The organism is Lentzea sp., assembly GCF_035525475.1.
Classification (GTDB): Bacteria; Actinomycetota; Actinomycetes; order Mycobacteriales; family Pseudonocardiaceae; genus Lentzea.
The window spans coordinates 1-24,213 of record NZ_DATLEC010000060.1 but is presented as its reverse complement, the minus strand read 5'-3'; the positions used below and the strand labels follow the sequence as shown (position 1 = coordinate 24,213).

Below are 24,213 nucleotides of genomic sequence, written 5' to 3'. Positions count from 1 at the left end.
GATCGGGCAGGCTGTACGGCATGGCCGAACCTCCCGTGATCTCGGTGATGCTGATCGTTCCGGACGCCTACGCCGCGGTCGCCTGGTACAAGACCGCGCTGGGCGCCACAGAGCTGTGGAACCTCGGCGGCGTCGCCGGTCTGGACGTCGGCGGCGCGCCGTTCTTCGTCCACGAGGTCAACCCCGAGAACCCCGCGGAGTCGAGTCCCGGTGAGGTCACCAGCGTCAGGGTCGAGCTGTTGACCGACGAGCCCGCGGACGTCATCGCCCGCGCTCTGGCCGCCGGGGCCACCGCCGGTTCCACGGTGGTGAGCCACAAGATGCCGTGGGGCACTCACCGGCAAGGCAGCTTCACGGACCCGTTCGGCCACAAGTGGTCTGTGGGCGACCGGTCACCGCTGAACGGCGTCTAGCGGCCACACCTCCACCACTCCGTGCGCGACCGCGCACGGAGTCTTCGCCACGAGCTCGACCGCCTCGTCCAGCGACTCCGCCTCGATGATCGCGAACCCGGCCACCGGGAGCGCGGCGCTGAGGAACGCCCCGTCCTCCACGGTCGTCCCGGCGTCGTCGTGGTTGCGCACCCGCACGGGCGATCCGGCGATGCCCATCTCCACTCCCACCGCACGCAGACGGTCGTCGTGCGCATGTGCCGCGTCGCGAACCCTCGCGTCCGTTCGGTCGTAACCCTCGCGGTCGCCGTAGCCGATCGTCACGAACTTCATCGCGAACCTCCTCTGCTCTCGGCCTTCTCGCCATACCGACCCTGGTCGCGCCGAGAACTCATCGGTGCGTTCATCGACTGTTCACCTCACGGATGCGTCGACCCACCGGGAAGCAGCGTCGAAGTGACGAAAGATCTGTTCTCCGACAGGGTTTCAACAGAGGTGGACAGTGAAGAGAACGCTCGGCATCGGCCTCGCCGTCGTGCTGCTGGTGGGTGTGGTGACCGCCGTCGTCCTCGGGCAGGGCGACGCCGGTCAGGCCCCGCTCCAGACCGTGCGCGGCGTGATCGGGTCGGAGAAGCTCGCCTTCTTCGCCGACCAGCGGGTCAAGGACGTGTTCGCGAAGCACGGGCTCGAGGTCGAGGTGGACCCCGCCGGGTCACGCCAGATCGCGACGGCGACCGACCTGGGCTCGTACGACTTCGCGTTCCCGTCGTCCGCGCCCGCCGCCGAGAAGATCCAGCGGGACCGCAAGGCGGCGCGCACGTACGCGCCCTTCTCGTCGCCGATGGTGGTCGCGACGTTCGACCCGGTCGTCGACCTGCTGACGAAGGCGGGCGTGGTCAGGCCGGGGCCGGGCTATCAGACGTTCGACGTGCGGGCGTACCTGGACCTCGCGGCCAAGGGCACGCGCTGGGACCAGCTGCCCGGCAACACCACCTACCCGGCGCGCAAGAACCTCCTGGTCACGACGACCGACCCGCGTGACTCGAACTCCGCGGCGATGTACCTCGCGATCACGTCGTTCGTCGCGAACGGCGGGGTGGTCTCGTCGCAGGACGCCGAGAGCAGGGTGCTGCCCGCGGTGTCGAAGCTGTTCCTGGACCAGGGGTACACGCAGAGCAGCAGCGAGGGCCCGTTCGAGGACTACCTGTCCGCGGGGATGAGCAAGTCGCCGCTGGTGCTGGCCTACGAGGCGCAGTTCGTCGACAGGGTGGTGCGCGGCGACTCGACGGTCCGGCCGGACATGAAGCTGCTCTACCCGGCGCCGACGGTGCTGTCGAAGCACACGCTGGTGCCGTTGCGCGAGGCCGGCGACCGCGTCGGGCAGCTGCTCTCGGGCGACGCCGAGCTGGGCAGGCTCGCCGCGACGTTCGGGTTCCGCACCTCCGATCCCCGCTACTTCAACGACATCGTCAAGGAGAAGAACCTGACCGTGCCGCAGACGATCGTGGACGTCGTCGAACCGCCCGCGCACGAGACGCTGGAGCGGATGCTCGAAGCGATCGCGAAGCAGTACTGACATGTCCGACTTCGTGCTCACCCCACCGGATCCCGTCGAACCCGTGCCGGTCGACCGCGCCGCCGGGCTGATCCCCGTCGACAGCGGCGTGCGGACCGAACTGTCGGCCAAGGCCAAGGCGTTCATCGACGCGCTGAACGCCGTCGACCCGCAGTCACCGGACTTCAGCCGCATCGTCGACGAGGCACTGGTGCTCGGCGAGGCGGAGATGCGGGTGGCGGCCCAGATCGCGGGCAGGCTGCTCGATCGCACGCTCGCGTCCGTCGCGTCACCGCACGGCGCGCGGCTGTCGACGAGCCTGGTGGAGCTGCGCCGGTCGGTGCGCGAGCTGGACCCGTCCGACCTGTCGAAGCTGACCGGCCGCAAGGTCCTCGGCTTCCTCCCCGGCGGCAACGCGGCACGCGGCCTGCTCGCCCGCCTGCGCGCCGCCGACGAGCCGGTCAACCGGATCGTGCTGAGGCTGCGGTCCGGCCAGGACGCGCTGAAACGCGACAACGCCGCCATCAAGGGCGAACGGCAGCGCCTGTGGGACCTGATGACCAGGCTGTCGCAGGACGCGGCCCTCGCCGCCGAGATGGACGCGGCCGTGGAACGCCAGGTGGCGATCCTCGACCTCTCCGACCCCGCACGGGCCCAGGCGCTGCGCGCCGACGTGCTCTTCGGCCTGCGCCAACGCCACCAGGACCTCCTGACCCAGCTGGCCGTCTGCGCCCAGGGCTACCTGGCGCTGGACGTGGTGCGCCGCAACAACGACGAGCTGGTCAAGGGCGTCGAACGAGCGGTCGGCACGACCGTGACGGCGCTGCGGATCGGCGTGGCGGTGGCGGCGGCACTGGCCGGGCAACGCGAGGTGGTCGACCAGGTGGACGCCGTGCGCGGCCTCACCGACTCGATCCTGCGCTCGAACGCGGCAGCGATGTCGTTGCAGGGCCAGGACGTCCAGCGCATCGCCGCGACCCCGGCCGTCGGCGTCGAGGCGGTGCGGACCTCGTTCGACCGGATCTACGCGGCGATCGACGCGATCGACACGTTCAAGGCCCGCGCGGCCGACTCGATGTCCAGCACGGTGACCGCGCTGGACGCCGAGATCAGGCGCGCCCACGCCCACCTGAGCCGGGTGCGGGAGACCGGGGACCAGACGTGACCGGCCTCGCCGGGCGCCGGGCAGCCACCTGCCTCGGGCGAGCCGACGACAGCACCGGCCCCCGCGCACCATCCCGGCCCCACACATCAGCCCGCCCACAGCACCTCCCCCAGGAGCAGTCATGATCCGCCGCCTCATCCCGGTAGTCGCCGCCGCGGCGCTTTTGGCGGGATGCTCCGACGAGGCCGACCCGGCCAGACCGGTCGGCGACGCCGCCCCCGGCACCCTCCGCGTCCTCGCCGGCAGCGAGCTGGCCGACCTGCAGCCGATCCTCGACGAGGCCGCCAAGGCCACCGGCGTCACCGTCAAGTTCAGCTTCACCGGCACCATCGAGGGCGCCGACAAGGTCGCGAGCGGCAGCGCCGAACAGGGCTTCGACGCCGTCTGGTTCTCCTCCAACCGCTACCTCGAACTCGTGCCAGAGGCCCAGAAACGGCTCGGCACCGCGTCCAAGGTGATGTCCTCCCCCGTCGTCCTCGGTCTGCCCGCGAGCAAGGTGAAGGAACTCGGCTGGGACGGCAAACGCGTGGGCTGGGCCGAGATCGCCCAGGCCGCGGGGGCGCGGAAGTTCACCTATGGCATGACCGACCCGTCCGCCTCCAACTCCGGGTTCTCGGCGCTGGTCGGCGTCGCGGCGGCGTTGTCCGGTGAGGGGTCGGCGCTCGACGCGAACAGGATCGCCGCCGTCGCACCGCAGCTCAAGCAGTTCTTCAGCGCCCAGACCCTCTCCGCCGGCTCGTCCGGCTGGCTGTCCGAGGCCTACCAGCGCCGCGCCAGGAAAGAAGATCCCGGCGCCGTAGTGGACGGTCTGATCAACTACGAGTCGGTGTTGTTGTCGCTCAACGCCTCGCTGCCCGAGCCGTTGACTCTCGTCTACCCCGGCGACGGCGTGGTGACCGCGGACTACCCGCTCACGCTGCTCACGTCCGCGAGCTCGGACGCCCGCGAGGCGCACCGGAAGCTGTCCGACCACCTCAGGACGCCCGACGTCCAGCGCCAGATCATGGACACCACGCACCGCCGCCCGGCCGTCCCCCAGGTGCAACCGGATCCGAAGTTCGCGGTGAAGGACCTCGTCGAGCTCCCGTTCCCCGGCAGTCAGTCCGCTGTGGACGGTCTGGTCACGACGTACTTCGACCAGCTGCGCCGCCCGTCCCGCACGCTCTACGTGCTCGACACGTCCGGCTCGATGGAGGGCGACCGCATCGACGGACTGCGGCAGGCGTTGTCCGGGCTGACGGGTGCGGACGAGTCGCTCGCCGGCAAGTTCAGCCGGTTCCACGGACGGGAGCAGGTGACGTTGCTGCCGTTCAGCAGCACCGCCCTGTCCCCGATGAAGTACGAGGTGCCGCAGAACGACCCGCGGGGTGTCCTCGACCAGATCCGCACCACCGCCACGTCGCTCGACGCGTCCGGTGGCACCGCGATCTACAGCAGCCTGCGCAGCGGGTACGACGTGCTGCGCCAGCAGATCGACGCGGACCCCGACCGGTTCACGTCGATCGTGCTGATGACCGACGGCGAGAACACCGGCAGCGAGGACGTCACCGACTTCCAGCTCTTCCACGCCACCCTGCCGCCCGACCTGAAGGGCGTCCCGATCTTCCCGGTGCTGTTCGGCGAGAGCGCGACGGCCGAGATGGAGCAGGTCGCGAAGATGAGCGGCGGCAAGGTGTTCGACGCCCGCAGCCGGTCGCTTTCCGCCGCTTTCAAGGAGATCCGTGGCTACCAGTGACCCGGTGGTGCGCTACCTGGCGTCGTGGAAGAACCTCGCCGGCTGCACCGCCGGGTTGATCGGCCTGCTCCTGCACGTCGCGGGTCTGGCCGGGTCTTACTGGGTCGCGGTCGTCATCGGCCTGTACGGCGTCGGCGCGCTCGCCGCCCCTCCCGAGCGGATCACCCTGGTGACCGACCCCGAGGAGGAGGCCGGCGAGCTGCGCGGAGAACTGGACGCGCTCGTCCAGCGCGTGAAAGACCTCCGCGTGCCGGACGAGGTCCCGCCGAGGCTGACCGAGATCGCCGAGGTCCTGCGGGGCATGCTGGACCGTCCCCGCGCGCTGCGCGCCGACCCGGACGCGCTGCACGCCGTCACCCGGCTCGTGGGCACCGACCTGCCGTTGTCCGTGCAGACCTACCTGAACCTGCCGTGGTGGTACGCCGCCGCACGCGGTTCCGGCGCGGAACTGGTGCGGCAGCTCGACCTCCTGCACGCCGACGCGGTGCGCACCGCCGAGCGGTTCCACTCGGCGGACGCGCAACGCCAGGCCGACCACACCCGCTACCTCGAGGACCGCGACAGGTGACTCACACGATCGCGGCGGCCGCGGCACGCCCGGCGGTCCTGCCGGAGAACAGGCACCCGCCCAGGAACGTGCCCTCCAACGCGTTGTAGCCCATCATCCCGCCACCGCCGAAGCCGCTCGCCTCCCCTGCCGCGTACAGGCCGGGGACGGGCGTCGTCCCGTCGATCAGGCACCGGCCGGAGAGATCGGTCTCCAGACCGCCCAGGGTCTTGCGGGTGAGCACGTTCAGCCGCACCGCGATGAGCGGGCCGTTCGCCGGGTCCAGGAACCGGTGCGGCTTCGCGGTGCGCAGCAGCCGGTCGCCGCGGTAGGTGCGGTGCTGCTGCAGGAAGGTGACCTGCGCGTCCTTCGAGAACGGGTTGGTCAGCTCGCGGTCCCGCGCCTCGAGCAGCGTGCGCAACGAGGTCTCGTCGATCAGCTCGGAGTCGCCGATCTTGTTCATGCCCGCGACGAGGTCGGTCAAGTTGTCCGCCACCACGAAGTCGGCGCCGTGCTTCTTGAACATCTCGATCGGCGAGTTCGGGTTGTTGCCGCGGGCCCTCGCGAGCAGCAGCTTGAGGTCCCTGCCGGTCAGGTCGGGGTTCTGCTCCGACCCCGAGAGCGCGAACTCCTTCTCGATCACCTTCTGCGTGAGCACGAACCACGAGTAGTCGTAGCCGGTGCCGCGCAGGTGGCGCAGCGTCCCGAGGGTGTCGAAGCCGGGGAAGTACGGCGCGGGCAGGCGTTCACCCGTCGCGTCCAGCCAGAGGCTCGACGGTCCCGGCAGGATGCGGATGCCGTGGTTCTCCCAGATCGGGTCCCAGTTCCGCAGGCCCTCGACGTAGTGCCACATCCGGTCCTCGTTGATCACACGGGCGCCCGCGGTGCGGCTGATGCCGATCATCCGCCCGTCCACGTGGGCCGGCACGCCCGCGACCATGGTCTTCGGCGGGGTTCCCAGCCTGGCGGGCCATGCCGCGCGGACGAGGTCGTGGTTGCCGCCGATGCCACCGGACGACACGACCACCGCCTGCGCCCGGTACTCGAAGTCGCCGGCCACGTCGCGCGAGGACGCCCGGCCGCGTTCGACGGTGCTCGGCGCGAGCAGGTTCCCGCGGACACCGGTCACGACCCCGTTGTCGACCACGAGCTCGTCGACGCGGTGCCGGAACCGCATGATGATCTTCCCGTTCGCCGCGTGGGCGCGCACCCGCCGCTCGAACAGCTCGACGACGCCGGGCCCGGTGCCCCAGGTGATGTGGAACCGCGGGACGGAGTTGCCGTGCCCGTTCGCCCGGCCGTCCCCGCGCTCGGCCCATCCGACGACCGGGAACACCTTGAGGCCCATGCCGCGCAGCCAGCCTCGCTTCTCCCCGGCCGCGAAGTCGACGTACGCCTCGGCCCAGCGCCGCGGCCACTCGTCCTCTGCGCGGTCGAACTGCGCGCTGCCCAACCAGTCCTGCCAGGCGAGCTCGTGGGAGTCCTTGATCCCCATCCGGCGCTGCTCGGGGCTGTCGACGAACAGCAGCCCGCCGAGCGACCAGAACGCCTGCCCGCCCAGCGACTGCTCGGGCTCCTGGTCCAGCAGCAGCACCCTCTTGCCCGCGTCGGCGATCTCCGCCGCGGCGGTGAGCCCGGCCAGACCGGCTCCGACCACGATCACATCGGTGTCCACGCGCACTCTCCACATCGTTGACCCTGCGGCGCCACTCTCCCCGGCACGCGCACAGCGAACCAGACGACTTGTCAGCGGACGACAGCTAGGTTTGTCATCCTCTGACAAGGAGGTCTCGTGCCCGACTCCCGCGACCAGGTGCGCCGGCGGATCACCGGCGACGACGCCGTGCTCGTCGAGCACCTGCTGGGCGTGATCCTGTCCGAGATCCCCGGCTACCAGGTGCTCGACGCGCTGCAACTGGAGGAGGTGCGGGGCAACATCCGGTGGAACGTCGGCCGGGTGCTCGACCTGTGGACGACCGGTACCGCGCTGACCGACGCCGACGCCCTCCGGTTCCGCGGGGTCGGAGCCGTGCGCGCGAGGGACGGACGGCCCCTGTCCGTGATCCTCCGCTCGTACCGGGTCGCCGCGAGCGCGTTCATGGGGTACGTGGCCGACCACTTCGGCGAAACCCTCACCGCGAAGGACATGGCCGACCTCGCCCAGGTCTGGCTGGCCGCCGACGACAGGCTGTCCGACGCGCTGCACGAGGGTTACCAGGCCGCTGAGACGTCGATCAGCACCGACCGGGACCGCGCGCTCAGCCGGTTGGTCAGCGACCTCGTGCTCGGACGGCACGCCCACGAAGGGGCCTTCGCCGCACGGCTGAGGGAGCTCGGGGTGCAGCTCCCGCGGCAGTTCACCGTCGTCGTGCTCCACACGGCCGAACGCGCCGACCTCGAAGCCGTGTCACCCGCCATGGCGGAACCCGCGATGCACGCCGTCATCGACGGGACGGGGATCGTCGTCACCGAGCAGGCCGACGTCAAGGCGTTGCGCCCGGTGCTGCAACGCCGCGGTGTGCGGTGCTGCGTGCTCACGGGCATCGGCGCCAACGAGACCCCGCGCTGGTACCGGTTGGCGAAGGCCTGCCTGGAACGAGCACCCGCGGACCGGCTGATCCTCGACCGCGGTGACGCCGAAGTGCTCGCGCTGCTGGCCGGCCGGGCGGACGCCGACCCGGAACGCGCCGCGGCGACGGCGCTGGCGGGAATCACGACCGGCCAGGAACACCTCCTGGACACGCTCGACGCGCTCTTCGCGGCGGGCAACGCCGAGGAGGTCGCCGCACGGCTGGGAGTCCACCCGCAGACCGTGCGCTACCGCCTCCGCCGGATCACCGCGCTGACGGGACGCGACCCGCGCCGGCCGTGGGACCTGTTCGTGCTGCAGTGCGCCAGGCTGGCGGCGCAGTAGCCTCACGATCATGCGGTACGTGCGGGTCTTCACGGACGAGAACGGCAGGTCGGCCTTCGAGGACGTCGAGGTGGAGGGCGCGCTGGCCGTCACGGTCGAGGGCGTGCCGCCGTTGCTGGTGTCCGGGCCGTTCCCGGCGTCGTCGATGCTCGTGGTCGAGCAACCGCCCGGCGGCACACCGGACTGGGAGCCGCACGTGGCGCCGCGCAGGCAGTGGCTGGTCGTGCTGAGCGGGAAGGCCGCCGTCACGGTCTCGAACGGCGACAGGCGGGAGTTCGGAGCGGGATCGCTGTTGTCCTTCGAGGACACCGAGGGCGAAGGCCACCTCTCGACCCCGCTCACCGACGACCTGTCGTACGCCATGTTCCCGCACTGACCCGAAACCGGTGGAAATCGCCGGTCCGTTGCGTGATGGCACATCACCGCGAGATAACCGGGAGGTCACGGGAAGACATACCGACCGACCACTCGGTCGGTCGCGGTGGTTGGCTCGGCGCATGGACATCGAGACGGCGATCGCAAGCCTCGACCTGCCCGCCAAAGTGCGGCTGCTGACCGGTTCCGCGCTCTTCGCGTTGCACGACGAGCCGCGCATCGGGCTGGCGTCGCTGAAGATGTCCGACGGCCCGACCGGCGTCCGCGGCGCGGAGCTGCGGGGCGGCACGATCGCCTGCGTGCTGCCGAACGCCACGCTGCTCGCCCAGCACTGGGACCCCGCACTGGCCCGCGAGGTCGGCGAGGTGCTCGCGGACGAGGCGGCGGCGCAGGAGGTGCACGTCGTGCTCGGCCCGACGATCAACCTCCACCGCACCCCGCTCGGCGGCCGGCTTTTCGAGGCCTACAGCGAGGATCCGCTGCTCACGGGCGTGCTCGCCGCCGCGTACGTGCGAGGCCTGCAGGACAAGGGCATCGCGGCGACGCCGAAGCACTACGTGGCCAACGAGTCCGAGACCGAGCGGCGCACGGCCAGCATGGTGCTCGACGAGAAGACGTTGCGCGAGCTGTACCTGCTGCCGTTCGAGATCGTCGTCGAGGACTCCTCGCCCTGGGCGGTCATGGCGGCCTACAACAACGTCAACGGCGTCCCCGCCACCGAGCACACCGAACTCGTCGAGGGCGTGCTGAAGGGCGAGTGGGGCTTCGACGGCCTGGTCATGTCCGACTGGTTCGCCACCAAGTCCACGGCGGCGAGCGCCAACGGCGGCCTCGACCTGGCCATGCCCGGCCCCGGCGGCCCGTGGGAGAACGAGCTCGTCGCCGCCGTCGAGGCAGGCGAGGTCGCGGAGGCCGTCATCGACGACCACCTGCGCCGCCTCCTGCTCCTGGCGGCGCGGACCGGGGCGTTCGGCGAAGAACGCTCCTGGCCCACCGGCCTTCCCGCGCCGGACAGCGAGATCAGGCGTGAGCAGCTGCGGAGGTTCGCCGCGGGTGGCATGACCGTGCTGAAGAACTCCGGCGTGCTGCCGCTCGACGCCTCCTCACGGGTCGCGTTGATCGGCCGGCACGCGATCGACACCGTCGCGCAGGGCGGTGGTTCGGCCGGGGTGCGGCCACCTCACGTGATCAGCATCGCCGATGGCCTGACCTCGCAGTCGAGCTCCGGTGTGTCCGTTGTGGACGGTGTCGAGGTCAGGCTCCGGTACGCCGCGCCCAAGATCCTGGAGAACATCCGGGCCACGACGTACGACGCCTCCGGCGAGGTGCTGGCGTCGCGGGAGATGGAGATCGCCGAACTCGCCGCGTACGGCGGGTGGGCGCAGGGTGCCGCGGCGATCGAGGTGTCCGGCGAGGTCGTGCTGGAGGAACCCACGACGTTGCTGGTCGGCGTGCGCGGCTTCGGCAGGTGGACGGTGGACGCGGGCGGCGAGCAGCACGCGACGCGGCTGGCCTGGGCGGACGGCATCGTCGAGGAGGCGTTGCTGAAGCCGCCGCACTGGACGACCGAGGTGCTGCTCTCGCCCGGCGACCGGATCACGGCACGCGTCCGCGAGGCCAGCGCGCTGGTCGGCCTCATCGCCCAGCCCGTCCCCCGCCCTCCCGCCGACGCGATCGGTGCCGCGGTGCGGGCCGCGCGCGAGGCCGACGTGGCGGTCGTGGTCGTCGGGCTCACCGACGAGCAGGAGACCGAGGGCTTCGACAAGACCACCCTGGCGTTGCCGGGCGAGCAGGACGCGCTGGTGGCCGCGGTGGCGGCTGCCGCGAAGCGCACGGTCGTCGTGGTGAACGCGGCGACGCCGGTGCTGATGCCGTGGCTCGCACAGGTCGACGCCGTGCTGTGGGCCGGGCTGCCGGGCCAGGAAGCCGGTGACGCCGTGGCCGCCGCCCTGCTCGGGCACGTCGAACCGGCCGGGCGGCTCGTCACGACGTTCCCCCGCGCCGACTCCGACGCCTTGCCCCTGGTTCCGGTCGGCGGCGAGCTGAGGTACGACGAGGGCACCGCGATCGGCTACCGCGGCGCGTCCGACCCGCTGTTCTGGTTCGGCCACGGCCTCGGCTACACGACCTGGGAGTACGGCACCGCCTCGCTGTCCACTGTGGATGGTGTGGTCGGCGCGGTGTCGGTGCAGGTCACCAACACCGGCGCACGGCATGGGCGCGAGGTCGTGCAGGTCTACCTCCGGCCGGACGGCGACCCGGTCCGGCTGATCGGCTGGGCGGTCGTGGACGTACCGGCCGGCGAGACCGCGCAGGTCGAGGTGACGTGCTCGCCTCGGGTGCAACGGGTGTGGTCCGACGGCTGGCAGCCGTTGCGCGGCGGCGAGGTGCTCGTCGCGCGCGGGCTCGGTGACGTCCGCGTCGCCCTGCGGGCCGAGCAGGGGTGAGGTGAGCCGTGTCGTTCCCTCCCCGGTACCGGGCCAGGTCGCGCGTGGACGCCTCCGGTGAGGAGTCCAGGGCGAAGGCGGTGGCCGCCGCGACCGAGCTGTTCGCGCTGGCGGGCTACAAGGGCACGTCGGTCGCGGCCGTCGCGGCGAGGACCGGGCTCTCGCAGTCGGGGCTGCTGCACCACTTCCCGAGCAAGGCGGCGTTGCTCGCGGCCGTGCTGGAGGAACGCGACAGGCAGGACGGCGCTTTCCTCACCGGCAGCACGTCTCCCCCGCTGGGCTGGGCGGCGTTCGACGCGCTGACCGCGCTGGTGGCACGCAACTCGGCGAGGCCGCGGATGGTGGGCTTGTTCGTGCGGCTTGCGGCAGAAGCGATCGAACCGTCGCATCCCGCACACGCCTGGGTGCAGCAGCACTACGCGGGCATTCGGACCTGGCTGGGCGAGGCCGTTCGCACGGGCGTCGACCGCGGCGAGTTCCGGCAGGACGCACCGGTCGAGGCGATCGTGCGCACGACGGTCGCGGTGATCGACGGGTTGCAGCAGCAGTGGTTGCTGCAACCGGGGGAACTCTCGATGGCGTCCGAGTTCGAGACTTACGTCTCCGCGCTGCGGGCCCGGTGGAGTAGCTTCGAAGTCAGGTGACGGTGAGCGGTCCCCGGCTTCCGCGGCGACCAGGCGCCGGAGGCGCGGCTCGAACGCCGCGGCGGAGGAACGTCGTCCCGCAAGGTGGTGGCCCGGAAATCAGTCTGGGGGACCCGTCCGGGCCACCGGTCTTGCGGAGAGGTGGCCGACGTGCGCGGTGACTTTCACACGTCGGCCGGGTTCTTGGGGGAACCGGATCCGGCAACTGTGCCGACCCCCAATCCCCGGTGTTCTCGGGCCTGGCGGCGCAGGTACCGGCTCTGAGTGCAAAGGTGCCAGGAGCCGTGCACAGATTTCGCCCAGGCCGCGCACAGACCTCGCGGATGTGCGCGAGGATGGGATCACCGACGGTTCCGGATCATCGAGGAGAGACATACCTGTGGAGTTCCTGCTGCTCGGCTCGCTTGCGGTACGGCGGGAAGGCGCACTGCTGGAGCTGGGAGGACCGAGACAGCGCGCGGTGCTGACGATGCTGCTGCTGCACGCGAACGAGGCGGTGAGCGTCGCACAGCTGACCGAGGCCGTGTGGGACGTCCCGCCGGTGTCACCCGAGTCCAACCTCCGCACGTACGTCGCCGGGTTGCGCAAGGTCGTCGGCGACCGGCTGGTCACGAGACCCGGTCACGGCTACCAGCTCACCGTCGAGCCCGGTGAGCTGGACCTGGACGCGTTCGACGAGCTGGTGCGCGCCGGCGAGGAGGCGCTGGCGGACAACGACACCGAGGCCGCGGCCGAGGCGTTCGCCCAGGCGCTGGCCCGGTGGCACGGCAGCCCGACCGCGGAGCTGAACGCGGGGCCGTTGCTGCGCGCGGAGTTCACCCGGATCCAGGAACGCAGGCTCACGGCCGTCGAGCGGTACGCCAAGGCGGCGCTGGAGCTCGGCCGGTTCGACGACGTGATCGACCGGTTGCGGCGGGAGTCGGCGCTGCACCCGTTGCGCGAGGAGCTCTGGGCGCAGCTGATGCTGGCGCTGGACCGCTCGGGCCGTCGCGGCGAGGCACTGGAGGCCTACGCGGCGGCCCGCAAGCACGTGGTCGAGCAGGTCGGCGTCGAGCCCGGTGCGCGGTTGCGCCAGTTGCAGCAGGTGATCCTCGAAAGCCGGGTGCCCTCGCCCGCCGCTTTGAACGCGCACCGCCAGCTGCCGATGGACATCGCCGAGTTCACCGGGCGTGAGGCCGAGCTGCGCAAGCTGTGCGAACCGGGCCCGCAGACCACGGTCGTGATCTCCGCGATCGAGGGCATGGCCGGTGTCGGCAAGACGAAGCTGGCCGTGCGGGCGGCGCACCGGCTCGTGCGGCGGTACCCGGACGTGCAGCTGTGGGCCGACCTGCACGGGTTCGACCCGGACGAGCTGCCCGCCGACCCGTCCGCCGTGCTGGAGGGCTTCCTGCGCCTGCTGGGCGTGCCGGGCGGGCAGATCCCCGAGTCGCTGGAGGCGCGGGCCGCCCTCTACCGGGACAGGCTGTCCGGCAAGCGCGCGTTGGTGCTGCTGGACAACGCCGCGGGCGAGGACCAGGTGCGGCCGCTGCTGCCCGGCGGCTCCCACTGCATGGTGCTGATCACCAGCCGCCGCACGCTCCTGCGACTGGACGGGGCGCGGTCGCTCTTCCTGGACGTCTTCACGCCCGGCGAGGCCGTCGCGCTGCTCTCCCGGATCGCCGGTGCCGACCGCGTGGACGCCGACCGCGCGGCGGCGCAGCGGGTCGCCGAGCTGTGCGGGCACCTGCCGATCGCCGTGGCGCTGGCCGCGAAACGGCTCGCCCGTCGTCCTCAGTGGACAGTGCTGGACCTCGTGTCGCAGCTGGAAAGAGGGGGCGGTCTCGGTGTTCGGGGCGTGTTCGACCTCTCGTACCAGGCGTTGCCGGAGAACCAGAGGCGCCTGTTTCGCCTCCTCGGACTCCACCCCGGCGAGGACGTCACCGCCGACTCCGCCGCCGCACTCGCCGGGCTGACCGCGTACGAGGCGGGAGACCTGCTGGAGACGCTGCTCGACGAACACCTGCTGCAACAGCACACTCCCGGCCGCTACGGCCTGCACGACCTGTTGCGCGCCTACGCCGTGGAGCAGGCCATGGCCTCCGAACCGCCGCCGGCGCGAGCGCTCGCGCGCCGGCGTGTGCTGGACTGGTACCTGCACACGTCGTGGCAGAGCACCCAGCAGCTCAACCCGCAGCGCAAACTGGAGATCGCCACCGCGGACCCGGCCGTGCACCCGCGGACGTTCGCCGACCGCGACGCGGCCCTGCTGTGGTGCGACACCGAGCGCGCGAACCTGGTGGCCGCCATCCGCGACGCGGCCGAGCACGACCTGCCGGAGCACTCCTGGATGCTGGCTCAATGCCTGTGGGACTTCTTCAACCTCCGCAAGCACTGGGTCGACTGGATCGACACGCACGGCGTCGCGCTGACCGCCGCGCGGGCGGCCGGTGACCACGGCGCCGAAGGCCTGACGCTGATCACCCTGGGCATCGCGTTGCGCGAGGTCCGGCGGCACGACGAGGCCATCGACTGCTACCGGCAGGCGCTGGCGATCTTCCGCGCGACCGGCGACAGGGCGCGCGAGGAGCCGACGTGGAACAACCTCGGCATCGTCCACATGACGCAGGGACGCCCCGAGGACGCGCTGACGTGCTTCGAACGTGCCGCCGGGATCGCCAGGGAACTGGGCAACCTGCACACGGAAGCGGTGACGCTGAACAACATCGCCGTGCTGCACGCCGACGCGGGCCGGTTCGACGTCGCGTTGTCGCGCTACCTGCGGGCGCTGGAGATCCGGCGGGAGATCAGGGACCCGTACAGCGAGGCGATCCTGCTCAACAACATCGGCGAGGTGTACCGGGGGCTGCTCGACTTCCCCACGGCGGTGTCGTACGTGGAGCGTGCTCTGGAGACGTTCAGGGCGATCGGCGACCTGTACGGGCAGGCGGAGTCGCTGGACAACCTGGGGCTGGCGCTCCACGGGCTCGGCGACCGCCGCGGCGCCGAGAAGTGCTGGCTGGAGTCCGTGACGCTGTTCGAGGAGCTGGGCGAGCCGAAGGCCGACGAGGTCCGCTCCCGCCTTTGAGGCGATCAAGCAGGGCGCGATCCGTGCCGTATCGCGCCCTGCGACCGTGCCGGGACGGCCTGTCCCCTGGCCGGTTCGACACAACTGAATGCGAAGGACACGGCATGAAGGACCTTTCGTTCGACCTCGACGATTTGGAGCTCGGAGACCTCGCGGTCACCTCGATGCGGGACTCCGTCGCTCTGCCGGAGTCCGGTGCCTCCGGCGCGCCCTCGTCCTGTTCCTGCGGCAGCTCGTCGTGCAGCAGCTGCGTCCAGCCCCAGCTCCCGGCCGCATGACCGATCGCGTGCAGGGAGAGACCGCGCCGTACGCCCTCGTGCGTCTGGCGGCCCTGCCGCACCCGGACGGCGCCGCCGGTGCGGCGCCGTTCCGGCGGGTGGTGGAGGCGTTGGCGGACAAGGAGAGCGAGCTGCTCGCGCTGGCCGGCCCGGTGGGTGACCTGCTGCACGACAGCGCCGTCGCGCACACCGCCGAGTTCCACCGGCGCGTGGTGCTGCCGTTGCGCCGCGACGTCCACAACGGACGGACGCCCCGTCCCGCCCTGCGCGCCGCCGCCTCGGAGCTGGCGGCGCGGATTCCCCTGCTCGGCAGGTGGTTCGAGCTGGTGGACGAGCGCGCGGAGCTGACCGTCGAGGCCGACCGCTGTCTGCCCTCCGCCCTGGCCGCCGAACGCGAGGTGCTCGCCTCGCTGTGCGCCGAGGAGCCGTTGCGGCGGGCGGCGGTCCTGAGCGGGCGCGACCTGTGGCAGGGCCTCGACCGGGCAGGATCCGGCGACCGCCGGGCCCGCAAGGCCGAGCCGTCCGTGCTGCGCTACGCCCTGCGCGCGACCTCGAAGACCAGTCCCCTGTCCTGGTACGCCTCGGTCGGCTGGGCCACCTGGTCCCCCGACGCCCCCGCCCCGGACTGGGGCACGCCCGTCGCCGTCACGCGGGTGAACCAGGTGCTGCTGACCCGTCTGGTCGCCGCCCTGGTCACCGACCGCGCATTGCTCTTCGACCACCCGCACCGCCTCGCGCCGGACGTGCACGAGGAGTCGGCGCGGATGCGGTTCCGGCGGGACGTCCCGGCGTCCGGGCCGTTGCGCGCGTACGTCGGCATCGAGGAGAGCGTCGAACTGGCGTCGAGCCCTCCGCTGCGGTTCCTCGTCGGCCTCACCTCCGCCAACCCCAAGGGGATCAGCCCCGCCGAGCTCGCCAGCGCGCTCGCGACGCGGCTCCCGGACGGCGAGGCCGACCGGGCCCAGGGCTACGTCGCCCTGCTGCTCGACATCAAGCTGCTGGTCCCGGTGCTGCCGGTCGACCCGCAGGACCCGTACGCCTGCCTCGGGCTGGCCATGTGGCTGCGCGACACCGGCCGGAGCGAGATCGCCGACCGCGTGCTCTCCGTCCACCGCGCCACGACGGCGTTCGCCGAGCTCGACGCCGCCGCCCGTCCCGAGGCGCTGGCCGCTCTGTTCGCCGCGTGGGAGTCGCTGGGAACGCTCGTCGGCGCCGACCTGAGCGGCGTGACGCCGGTGAGCGAGGACGTCGTGCTGCCCCAGCCCGTCCGCCTCGGCCGCAGGCACGGGTACGACGGCGTCCGTTCCCTGGCGCCGCTGACGCCGTTGCTGATGCTGTTCGACCGGCACCTGGCGATCCGGCGGCACTCGCGCGACCAGTTCGTCCAGGAGTTCGGCCGCGGGGGATCCGCCCGCCTCGCCGCCTGCGCGCCCCTGCTGCACGAGGCGATGTCCGGCGCGCCGACCGGTGGCCTCGGCGCCAGCCGCGCGCAGGTGGCCGACCTCGTGCGGGACGGCGTGATCACCGACGAGGCCGTCGGCGCCGCCGCGGACCTGATGCCGGCGTGGATGAAGACGCGCCCGGTCTCCTACTCGTTCTTCACGCAGCCCATCCCCGACGGCCTCGTCGTGAACCACGTCTACGACGGCTTCGGACGCTTCCCCGGCCGGTTCCTCGACCTGCTGCCACCCGAGGCCTACGCGACGGTCCGGGCCACTTTGGACGGTGTGTTCCCGCGCGGGTTCGCCGAGTACCGGCCGGTGCAGGGCTTCAACCCGAACCTGCACCCGTTGCTCGGCCGCGCGGAGATCGGCGACGACCCGCGCTGGGCCGACCACACCCCGGACGCGTTCGAGCTCTTCCACGACCAGGACCAGGACGAGCTGCGGTTGCGGCGCCGCGACTCCGGCGCCGTCGTGGACGTGATGTACCTCGGCTACCTGATGCCGATCTCGTTGCCCGACCGTGCCGCCGCTCTGCACGCCGACCTGGCCTGCGGTGCCGCCGACCTCACGCCGTTGCAACCGGTCGTCGAGTCCTCCGGTGTGCGCGTCTCCGGCCGTCTGCGCTACCGGGACGTGCTGCTGGCCCGCCGGTCGTGGGACTTCGCCGCGCTGGAGCTGTCCGGAGTGGCCGACGTGACCGCGTTCCGCGCCCGGCACGGCCTGCCCGCCCAGCTGTTCGCGGGCACGGGCGGCACGATCGCCTCCCGCGAGGACTTCGAGGCCCGCGTGAACGGCCCGAAACCGCAGTACCTCGATCTCACCAACGCCCTGCACCTGCACTGCCTGCCGCGCCTGCTGTCCCGCTACCCCGGCCGCGTGCGGCTCACCGAGGCGCTGCCGGTGCCGTCGGGCCAGGTTCTCGAGGTGATCGCGGAGACCTACCGGAGGGCCGGATGACCGACGTCGTCTGCCACTACCACGACCCGATCAAGGCCCCGCTGCTCCGCGACGGCGTCCTGCCCGCCCTGGCCGCGGTCACGTCGTCGTTCCCCGACGTCGTGGGCCACGTCGAACGCCATTGGCTGCACGGCCCCCACGTGCGGGTGCGGCTGTTCGGCCCGTCCGCCGAGAGCGCCGCCCTGCTGCTCGCCACCCTGCTCCGGTCCTACGTGGCGGCCCACCCGTCCACAGTGGAACTTTCGGAGGACGCTCAGCTCTCGCACGCCCGTTCCGCCGCCGTCGCCGAACTGCTGCTGCCGCCGTTCACTCCCCTGCACCCCAACAACTCCGTGCGGATCGAGCCGACGTCGGTCGACCGCCTGCGGGAGTTGCTCCCCGCCTCGCAGATCGCCCTGCGCTTCGAGGGACTCCGCCTCGGCGTGCCCGTGCTGCGCGAGTCGTTGGCAGTGCCGCGCGCGACGCTGGCGCTGACCGCGATGGCCGTCCACGCCAGCCGTTACCCCGGCGGCCTGCAGTACGGCTACCACTCGTTCCTCTCCCACGTCGAGGACTTCCTGCTGGCCAGCGACCCCACCGGTTCCGTGCGCGCGAAGCTCGACTCCCTGTGGGAGACACATTCCGAAGCCGCCTGCGCGCTGGTGTCCGGAGTCGCGCTCGGCCACCCCACCTCGCACCTGGAAGCCGCCTGGCAGACCTGGACGATCGCCCTGCGGCTCAGCTCCGAGGCCGCCTACGACGCCGGACGGCTCGACGAGGTCAACCCGCGCCACGGCGACCGCGCCCGCGAGATCGGCGATCCCGAGACCGTCCGCCGCTACAACTACGGCGAACGCACGACGTTCAGCGACTACCACACCGCCCTGTGGAACGCCGACCTCGCCGATCCGGGCATCAGGCGGAACATGACCGTCTACCGCCTGGGCACCAACGTCCTCTACCAACTGCTCGCCATCTGCGACGTGACGCCGATGGAGCGCTATGCCGCCGCGCACCTGGTGAGCCGCGCCGCTCAGCAGGTGTGCGGCACCACCTGGCAGGAGCAGTTCGCCGCCCTGCCGAAGGCCGGGTGAGGCCCGTGCTGGTGCGGTTGCGCCCGGTCGTCCGGGCCACCCGGACGGCGGACGGCCTGCACCTGCGCGGCTGGGCGTCGAGCTGCACGATCACGGGCGGCACCGGCCTGTGGAAGGTGTGGCAACGCCTCGCCCCGCAGCTGTCCGCCGGTCTGTCCCCGGACTCGCTGGGCGTGCCCGAAGGCACGGCACCGTCGGTGCGGGCGGCGGTGGAGCTGATCCTGGACCAGTTGCGGGAACACGACATGCTGGTCTCGCTGTCAGAACCGTGGGGCTCCGGCGGCCCGGCGCCGGACGTCGCGGCCTGGCTGGAGTCGGTGGCCCCGGACCCGGTCGAGGCGTGGCGACGGCTGCGGTCCGAGGCGGTCGCGGTGGCCGGGAGCGGACCGCTGGCCGAGGCGGTGGTGCGGTCGGCGAAAGCCGTGCAGCTCGCGGTCCACCGCATCGACGGGTCCGCCCACGAGGTCGTCGTCTCGGCCGGCGATCTCGTCGTCCGAGCGGGATGTGGAGCGGAGGTCGGGTACGTCCTGCCCGTCACTGGAGCACTTACTTCGTTCGACACTGAAGTCACCAGCCGTATCGCTGCCAGGCTGGGCATCGTGGACGTACCCACCGAGGTCATCGCCGCCCTGGTCGGAGCAGCCTCGGTACACCGCCTGACCTGCGCGCTGATCGGCCTGGACGACCCCGCTCCCGCCTCCGCCTTCCCGATGGCCCTGGTCGCCCGCGCCACTCCCCTGCGGTCCACCTACCACCCGGTGCTCACCGGCCCTCCCCCGCGCGACGCGCGGAAGGCCCTGGAGGCCCTCACCGACCCCGAACTGGGCCCGGTCGAGACCCCGCGGTTCGGCCTGCTCCCCCAGATCCCGGTCAACCTCGCCACCTCCGGCGACGCTCTCGGCGTCGGCACCACGGCCGACGCCGCCAGGCTCGACGCGGCGCTCCACGCCCTCAAGGTCGACGGTGTGGTCGGCATCGACGACCGCCACGCCCGCGGCGCCGCACTGAGGCTGGCCGCACGCCACCTGCCGGGCGAGCCCGCCGACGCCGCGGAGTGGACCACCGCCCGCACCGCCCGCAGGTGGTGGAAGGCGCTGACCCGGCGGTTCGAGCAGCCCGCCGTCGTGGACGTCCGCAAGCTCGCCCCCGACGCCTACCGGGCGGAAGTCCGTCAAGGGCAACGGGTCCTGGCCTGGGCCGTCGAGGCAACGGCCGCGGACGCGGTGGCGATCGCCGCCCTGGCCGCCACCGGCCACGCCCAGGCCGGCCGCGACGGCACGGCGCACGTCAACGGCGCCGGTCCCGACGAGGAGAAGCTCCAGCGCGCGTTGGAACGACTTCCGGGCGTGAAGATCACCCCACTGGCTCTGGACCCCGAACTGTCCGCGGCCGGTCTGGTCGCGTACGCGGTGGACGAGCGATGATCAGAACAGACGGCGGTCTCGTCCTGGTCGGCCCATCCGGCGAAGCGTGCGCGAAGCGGTCGGAGGAAGCACGGCTGGTGGTCAGCGGCGCACCACCACAGGCCACTGTGGACGGACTGGTCGCGCCGGCCTTCGCACCGCTCGTCGACCTGTTGCGGCCACAGGACCACACCGTGATCGCCCTCCGCACCGACCTGGCCATGGTGTCCACGCACGAGCTCACCTGCTGCCCCACCGAGACATCACCACCGGACACGACGATCGAGCCGAGCGCACTCCGGTCCGCCAACGACCTGGCCGCGGTGGACAACCTCAAGACCCTGGTGGACTTCCGCTACGGCCCCATCCCGGCGCTGTTCCGCACCGGTCACCTGCCGCTCGCCACGGCCACCGCCGAGTTGGACCACCACACAGCCGGCTACGGCCGCACGAGCACGTTCGAGGAAGCCGAGCGGGTGGCGATCTTCGAGGCGGTCGAGCGTCTCAACGGCCTGCGACCCCGCACCCGGAGCACCGTGGAGGCGTCCTTCTCGGAACTCGGCGACGAGGCGCTGGACCCCGCGCGGGTGGGCCTGTGCGACTTCGACCAGCGCTACACCCCGGACCTCCGCATGCGCTGGGCGCAAGCCTGGTCCTACAGCCAGAACAGGCCGATCCTCGTCCCGGAGCAGGTGGCGTACTACGGCGCGGACACACCGCCGGAGCAACGGTTCGTGTACGAGACTTCCAACGGTTGCGGCCTGGGCAACAGCCTCACCGAGGCCGTGCTGCACGGCCTGTTCGAGGTGGCTGAGCGCGACGCGTTCCTCATGGCCTGGTACGCGCGAACTCCGCTCGAAAGGCTCAGGATCCCGGACGACCCGCTGCTGCACCACCTCGCGGACCGGCTCGAGGAACAGGGCTACGAGCTGCTGTTCCTCAACGCCACCAACGACCTCGGCATCCCCGCAGTCCTCACCCTGGCCAGGACAGGGGACATCACGCTGCCGACGGCGTTCTTCGCCGCCGGCGCCAGCCCGGACCCGGTGCAGGCCATGCGTTCGGCCGCGGTCGAGGTCGCCGTGGACGTCGAGTCGTTCGCGGACCGGGTCCGCGCACGCCCGGACGACTACACCGAAGAACGCCTCCGCAGACTCCTCGAAGACCCGGCACAGGTGAGGACCATGGACGACCACGTCGCGGTCAACACCCTCCCGGAAGCCGCCGCACGCCACGACTTCCTCGTCAGCGACGAGACCACCGAACTCCCGGATGAACGCGACCACACCAGCCTCGAAGAGCTGCTGGACCGCTACGCCCGCCGGCTGGAGCTGATCGCGGTCGACCAGACCGACCCGGTGACGGCGAGCAGGTTCGGCCTGCACTCGGCCAAGGTCGTCGTGCCGGGAACGCTGCCCATGACGTTCGGCCACCTCCACCGCCGCACGCACGGCCTCCCCAGACTCGCCGAGCTGCGCAACCCGCACCCCCACCCGTTCCCCTGATCCCGTTGGAGCAGCTGTGACCTGGACCGGCCTGCACTGCAGGGTGAACTGGAAACGAGGCGACGTCGACACGTTCGTCGCCGACGCGCTCGCCCCGGCCATGGCGGACCACGAGTGGTTCTTCCTGCGCTACTGGGAATCCGGTCCGCACCTGCGCGTCCGGGTCAAGGGCGACCCGAAGGGCCTGCGGACCGAGCTGGCGAACCTCATCGCGGCCCAGGACTTCGCCACCACCGACGACGAACCGGGCTGGCTCCCGCACGGCGACGTCCGCGAAGTCGAGTACGTCCCGGAGACCGCGCGGTACGGCGGCCCGGACGCCCTCCCCGTCGCCGAGGAGCTCTTCTGCCGCAGCACGGAAGTAGCCGTCGCCGTCCTCAGGGCAGCCCGCACGGACAGCGCCCGCCTCAGCGCCGCCATCCAGCTCACCACGGCCACCGCCACCGCACTCGACCTGGACCTGCCCCAGGCCGCGTCCTGGCTGCGCACCCTCGGCACGGGCTGGCGCACCGTCACCGAGTGGGCCCCGGCCCCCACCATCGGCTCCCACATCGCGGCACACCAGCTCCTCGCCCGGCGCGGACAGGACCTGGCCGACAGGTGGCACCGCGAGCCGACCGGCGTCATCGCCCACTGGGTGGACGAGATCCGCGCCGCACGGCGGAAACTGGGCGTTTGGCTCCCGCACGTCTGGGCCTCGCAGCTGCACATGCTCCTCAACCGCCTGGGCATCAGCCCCAACGAGGAGCGCATGATCTGCTGGACCACCGCGGCCGCCGCCCTGTCCCCCACCGGCCTGACCGACTTCCACGACGACGGTGCCACCGCCCCCGACCGCCGTTACCTGGAAGCGAGCAAGTTCCTGCCGGGCTTCACCGAACAGCTCCCGCGCACGTCGTCCCCCACCCCGCAGTTCGTCCCCTGGCTACCGGCGACACCCTTGCAGTCCACAGTGGACGAGATGCTGGCCTCGGCGTTCCGCGCTCGCAGGACCAGCCGCGAACTGGACGGCACGCTCACCGCGGACCAGCTGGGCACCTTGCTGTGGACCGCGATGTCGCCCACCGAAGGCAGAAGGCCGTACCCGAGCGCCGGTGCCCGTTACTGCGCCCGCGTCAGGCTCATCGCCCTCGACGTCGCAGGCCTCGCACCGGGCCGCTACGAGGTGGACGAGACGGCCCGGACCCTGGTCCGCCTCGGCGACGCGCCGTCGGTCGAGGACCTCGAAGCCACCTCGATGTGGTTCGGCAAGGGCACGACCGAGCTCGCCGGCACCCCCGCCGTCCTCGCGCTCTACGTCAGGATCGGCATGCTGCGGGAGAGCTACGGCCTGCGAGCGCTGAGGTTCGCGTTCACCGAAGCCGGGCACCTCGCCCAGAACCTCACCGTCACGGCGGCGCACCAGAACATCCGCACCGGGTTGGTCGGCGGGTTCTACGACGACCTCGCCCACGACGTCATCGGGCTCGACGGCGTGGACGACGCGCTCGTCTACTTCCTGCCGCTGGCCGGCTAGGCCCGGCCTAGACCTGCACCGAGTCCAGCAGGACGTCCACCGTCGGCTCGATCGCGGCCGCCGCACGGGCGTCGCGGAACCGGCGCTCGATCCCCAGGTCACGGCGGAAAGCCGCGTCCCCGCACACCTTCATCGCCAGGTCCGTCACCGCGACGGCCGCCTCGGTCGCCGTGACCGCCAGCAGCCGGACGCGGTCGCCCGACCGTTCCGGATGCCACAGCACGGCGGACAGCGTGTCGTTGTACAGCACCCGCACGGAGTCGGTCCGCAACCGCATCCGCGCGAGGTCGGCCCGTGTGCGCGGATCGCCGCCGCCGAGATGGCCCAGCGCCGCCGCCAGCGCGCCTTCCATCAGGCCCAGCGACACGGCGGCGCCCAGCACCAGGAACCACGGGAACGCGAGCTCCTCCGACCACAGCCTGTTCGACGCCGGCACCCGCACCGGGTCCGCCTCCACGCAGGTGGCGACCGTGCCGCGCAGGCCCATCCCGGCGTGGTCGGCCGGTACCAGCAGGCCGGGTGCCTGAGCGGGAACGAGCCACAGCTCGGGGCCGCACGACCAGACGTAGCTGTCCGCCTCCCCCGCCGCGATCACCCAGCTCTTGCGCGCCCGCACCTGCACGACGTCGCCGTGCGCCGACACCTCACCACCGGAACCGAAGGCAGCCAGCGTCGCCAGGTGGCGTCCGGCCGCGATCTCCGCGCGCAGCCAGTGCGGGCCGGAGCGGTCCAGCACGGCGGCGGCGGAGAAGTGCGAGCGGAGCACGGACGCCGTCGCGCCGCAGACCTGGGCGACGTGCTCGACCACCCGGCCGGCCGAACGGAGGTCCTGTCCTCCGCCGCCCACCGAGCGCGAGATCGTCATTCCGAGCAGTCCCTTCGCGGCCAGGGCCTTCAGGGCTGCGCGGGGGAACCTGGCGTGCTGGTCGACATCGGCGGCGGAGGGCTCCACCACGTTCTGGATGATGCGGAGCAGGTCCGCCCGGTACGTCATGTGGGCGGGTAGAGCGAGTAGGAGGGGAAGTTGCCGTACGGCCGTTCACCGGGAGGCCCCTCGGTCACGGCGTGGACCAGCAGTGACCCACCCACGAACGCGCCCCGCCAGGAAGCGCCGCGGCCACCGAACACCTCGTCCCGGTCGCCGCGGGAGCGCGGCTCGTTGATCCCGACCTTGAACGCCTGGACGTCCTCGCTCAAC

19 protein-coding genes and 1 pseudogene are annotated in these 24,213 nt (G+C 71.9%); 16 read left to right on the top strand and 4 right to left on the bottom strand.

Annotation, left to right across the window (positions count from 1 at the left end; genetic code table 11):
- Window positions 1-20: 20 nt before the first annotated feature.
- Window positions 21-413 carry a VOC family protein gene (locus tag VM306_RS10335; protein ID WP_325513465.1) on the top strand — a complete coding sequence of 131 codons (393 nt, stop codon included), beginning with the start codon at window positions 21-23 and terminating at the stop codon, window positions 411-413.
- On the opposite strand, the gene VM306_RS10330 is transcribed toward VM306_RS10335, so the two are convergent.
- Window positions 393-725, bottom strand: a complete 333-nt coding sequence (locus VM306_RS10330; protein WP_325513463.1) for a YciI family protein — start codon at window positions 723-725, stop codon at window positions 393-395. The two genes, VM306_RS10335 and VM306_RS10330, sit on opposite strands and share 21 nt — an antisense overlap.
- Window positions 726-894: 169 nt before the next feature.
- Here VM306_RS10330 and VM306_RS10325 point away from each other — a divergent pair, with 169 nt between their 5' ends.
- From VM306_RS10325 to VM306_RS10310, 4 genes are all read left to right on the top strand, one after another.
- The gene (locus tag VM306_RS10325; protein WP_325513461.1) at window positions 895-1,968 is read left to right on the top strand and encodes a hypothetical protein; all 1,074 of its coding nucleotides are present in this window, start codon (window positions 895-897) and stop codon (window positions 1,966-1,968) included.
- 1 nt (window position 1,969) lies between these two features.
- Window positions 1,970-3,112, top strand: a complete 1,143-nt coding sequence (locus VM306_RS10320; protein ID WP_325513459.1) for a toxic anion resistance protein — start codon at window positions 1,970-1,972, stop codon at window positions 3,110-3,112.
- A gap of 121 nt (window positions 3,113-3,233) precedes the next feature.
- Window positions 3,234-4,847, top strand: a complete 1,614-nt coding sequence (locus VM306_RS10315; protein WP_325513457.1) for a VWA domain-containing protein — start codon at window positions 3,234-3,236, stop codon at window positions 4,845-4,847.
- Window positions 4,834-5,415, top strand: coding sequence for a hypothetical protein (locus tag VM306_RS10310; protein WP_325513455.1), 582 nt, complete (start codon window positions 4,834-4,836; stop codon window positions 5,413-5,415). The genes VM306_RS10315 and VM306_RS10310 overlap by 14 nt, the downstream gene beginning before the upstream one ends.
- Before the next feature lies 1 nt (window position 5,416).
- Here VM306_RS10310 and VM306_RS10305 read toward each other — a convergent pair whose 3' ends face one another.
- On the bottom strand, window positions 5,417-7,084 hold the full coding sequence (locus VM306_RS10305) for an FAD-binding dehydrogenase (protein WP_325513453.1): 1,668 nt from the start codon (window positions 7,082-7,084) through the stop codon (window positions 5,417-5,419).
- A gap of 102 nt (window positions 7,085-7,186) precedes the next feature.
- Here VM306_RS10305 and VM306_RS10300 point away from each other — a divergent pair, with 102 nt between their 5' ends.
- The 11 genes from VM306_RS10300 (at window position 7,187) to VM306_RS10250 (ending at window position 23,015) form a co-directional block, all read left to right on the top strand.
- Complete coding sequence (locus tag VM306_RS10300) at window positions 7,187-8,308, top strand: helix-turn-helix domain-containing protein (RefSeq protein ID WP_325513451.1); 1,122 nt, start codon at window positions 7,187-7,189, stop codon at window positions 8,306-8,308.
- A gap of 10 nt (window positions 8,309-8,318) precedes the next feature.
- Complete coding sequence (locus VM306_RS10295) at window positions 8,319-8,684, top strand: hypothetical protein (protein WP_325513449.1); 366 nt, start codon at window positions 8,319-8,321, stop codon at window positions 8,682-8,684.
- A 121-nt stretch (window positions 8,685-8,805) separates the two neighbouring features.
- Window positions 8,806-11,130, top strand: coding sequence for a glycoside hydrolase family 3 protein (locus VM306_RS10290; protein WP_325513447.1), 2,325 nt, complete (start codon window positions 8,806-8,808; stop codon window positions 11,128-11,130).
- Window positions 11,131-11,138: 8 nt separating this feature from the next.
- On the top strand, window positions 11,139-11,774 hold the full coding sequence (locus tag VM306_RS10285; RefSeq protein WP_325513443.1) for a TetR/AcrR family transcriptional regulator: 636 nt from the start codon (window positions 11,139-11,141) through the stop codon (window positions 11,772-11,774).
- A 379-nt stretch (window positions 11,775-12,153) separates the two neighbouring features.
- Window positions 12,154-14,838: an AfsR/SARP family transcriptional regulator gene (locus tag VM306_RS10280; RefSeq protein ID WP_325513441.1), complete on the top strand. Its 2,685-nt coding sequence runs from the start codon at window positions 12,154-12,156 to the stop codon at window positions 14,836-14,838.
- A gap of 104 nt (window positions 14,839-14,942) precedes the next feature.
- On the top strand, window positions 14,943-15,116 hold the full coding sequence (locus tag VM306_RS10275) for a thiazolylpeptide-type bacteriocin (RefSeq protein ID WP_325513439.1): 174 nt from the start codon (window positions 14,943-14,945) through the stop codon (window positions 15,114-15,116).
- Complete coding sequence (locus VM306_RS10270; RefSeq protein WP_325513436.1) at window positions 15,113-17,518, top strand: lantibiotic dehydratase; 2,406 nt, start codon at window positions 15,113-15,115, stop codon at window positions 17,516-17,518. The genes VM306_RS10275 and VM306_RS10270 overlap by 4 nt, the downstream gene beginning before the upstream one ends.
- The gene (locus VM306_RS10265) at window positions 17,515-18,591 is read left to right on the top strand and encodes a hypothetical protein (RefSeq protein WP_325513434.1); all 1,077 of its coding nucleotides are present in this window, start codon (window positions 17,515-17,517) and stop codon (window positions 18,589-18,591) included. The genes VM306_RS10270 and VM306_RS10265 overlap by 4 nt, the downstream gene beginning before the upstream one ends.
- Complete coding sequence (locus VM306_RS10260; RefSeq protein ID WP_325513432.1) at window positions 18,588-20,015, top strand: hypothetical protein; 1,428 nt, start codon at window positions 18,588-18,590, stop codon at window positions 20,013-20,015. Before VM306_RS10265 ends, VM306_RS10260 begins: the two co-directional genes overlap by 4 nt.
- On the top strand, window positions 20,012-21,499 hold the full coding sequence (locus VM306_RS10255; RefSeq protein WP_325513430.1) for a YcaO-like family protein: 1,488 nt from the start codon (window positions 20,012-20,014) through the stop codon (window positions 21,497-21,499). Before VM306_RS10260 ends, VM306_RS10255 begins: the two co-directional genes overlap by 4 nt.
- 16 nt (window positions 21,500-21,515) lie before the next feature.
- A complete protein-coding gene (locus tag VM306_RS10250; protein WP_325513428.1) occupies window positions 21,516-23,015 on the top strand; it encodes a thiopeptide-type bacteriocin biosynthesis protein in 1,500 nt (499 codons plus the stop codon).
- Window positions 23,016-23,022: 7 nt separating this feature from the next.
- Here the strand turns inward: VM306_RS10250 and VM306_RS10245 are convergent, their stop codons facing one another.
- Entirely contained in the window at window positions 23,023-24,009 is a 987-nt protein-coding gene (locus VM306_RS10245; RefSeq protein WP_325513426.1) for an acyl-CoA dehydrogenase family protein, read from the bottom strand.
- Window positions 24,006-24,213: pseudogene (locus tag VM306_RS10240) on the bottom strand (aldehyde dehydrogenase); the annotation flags it as partial. The gene VM306_RS10245 and the pseudogene VM306_RS10240, both read right to left, overlap by 4 nt.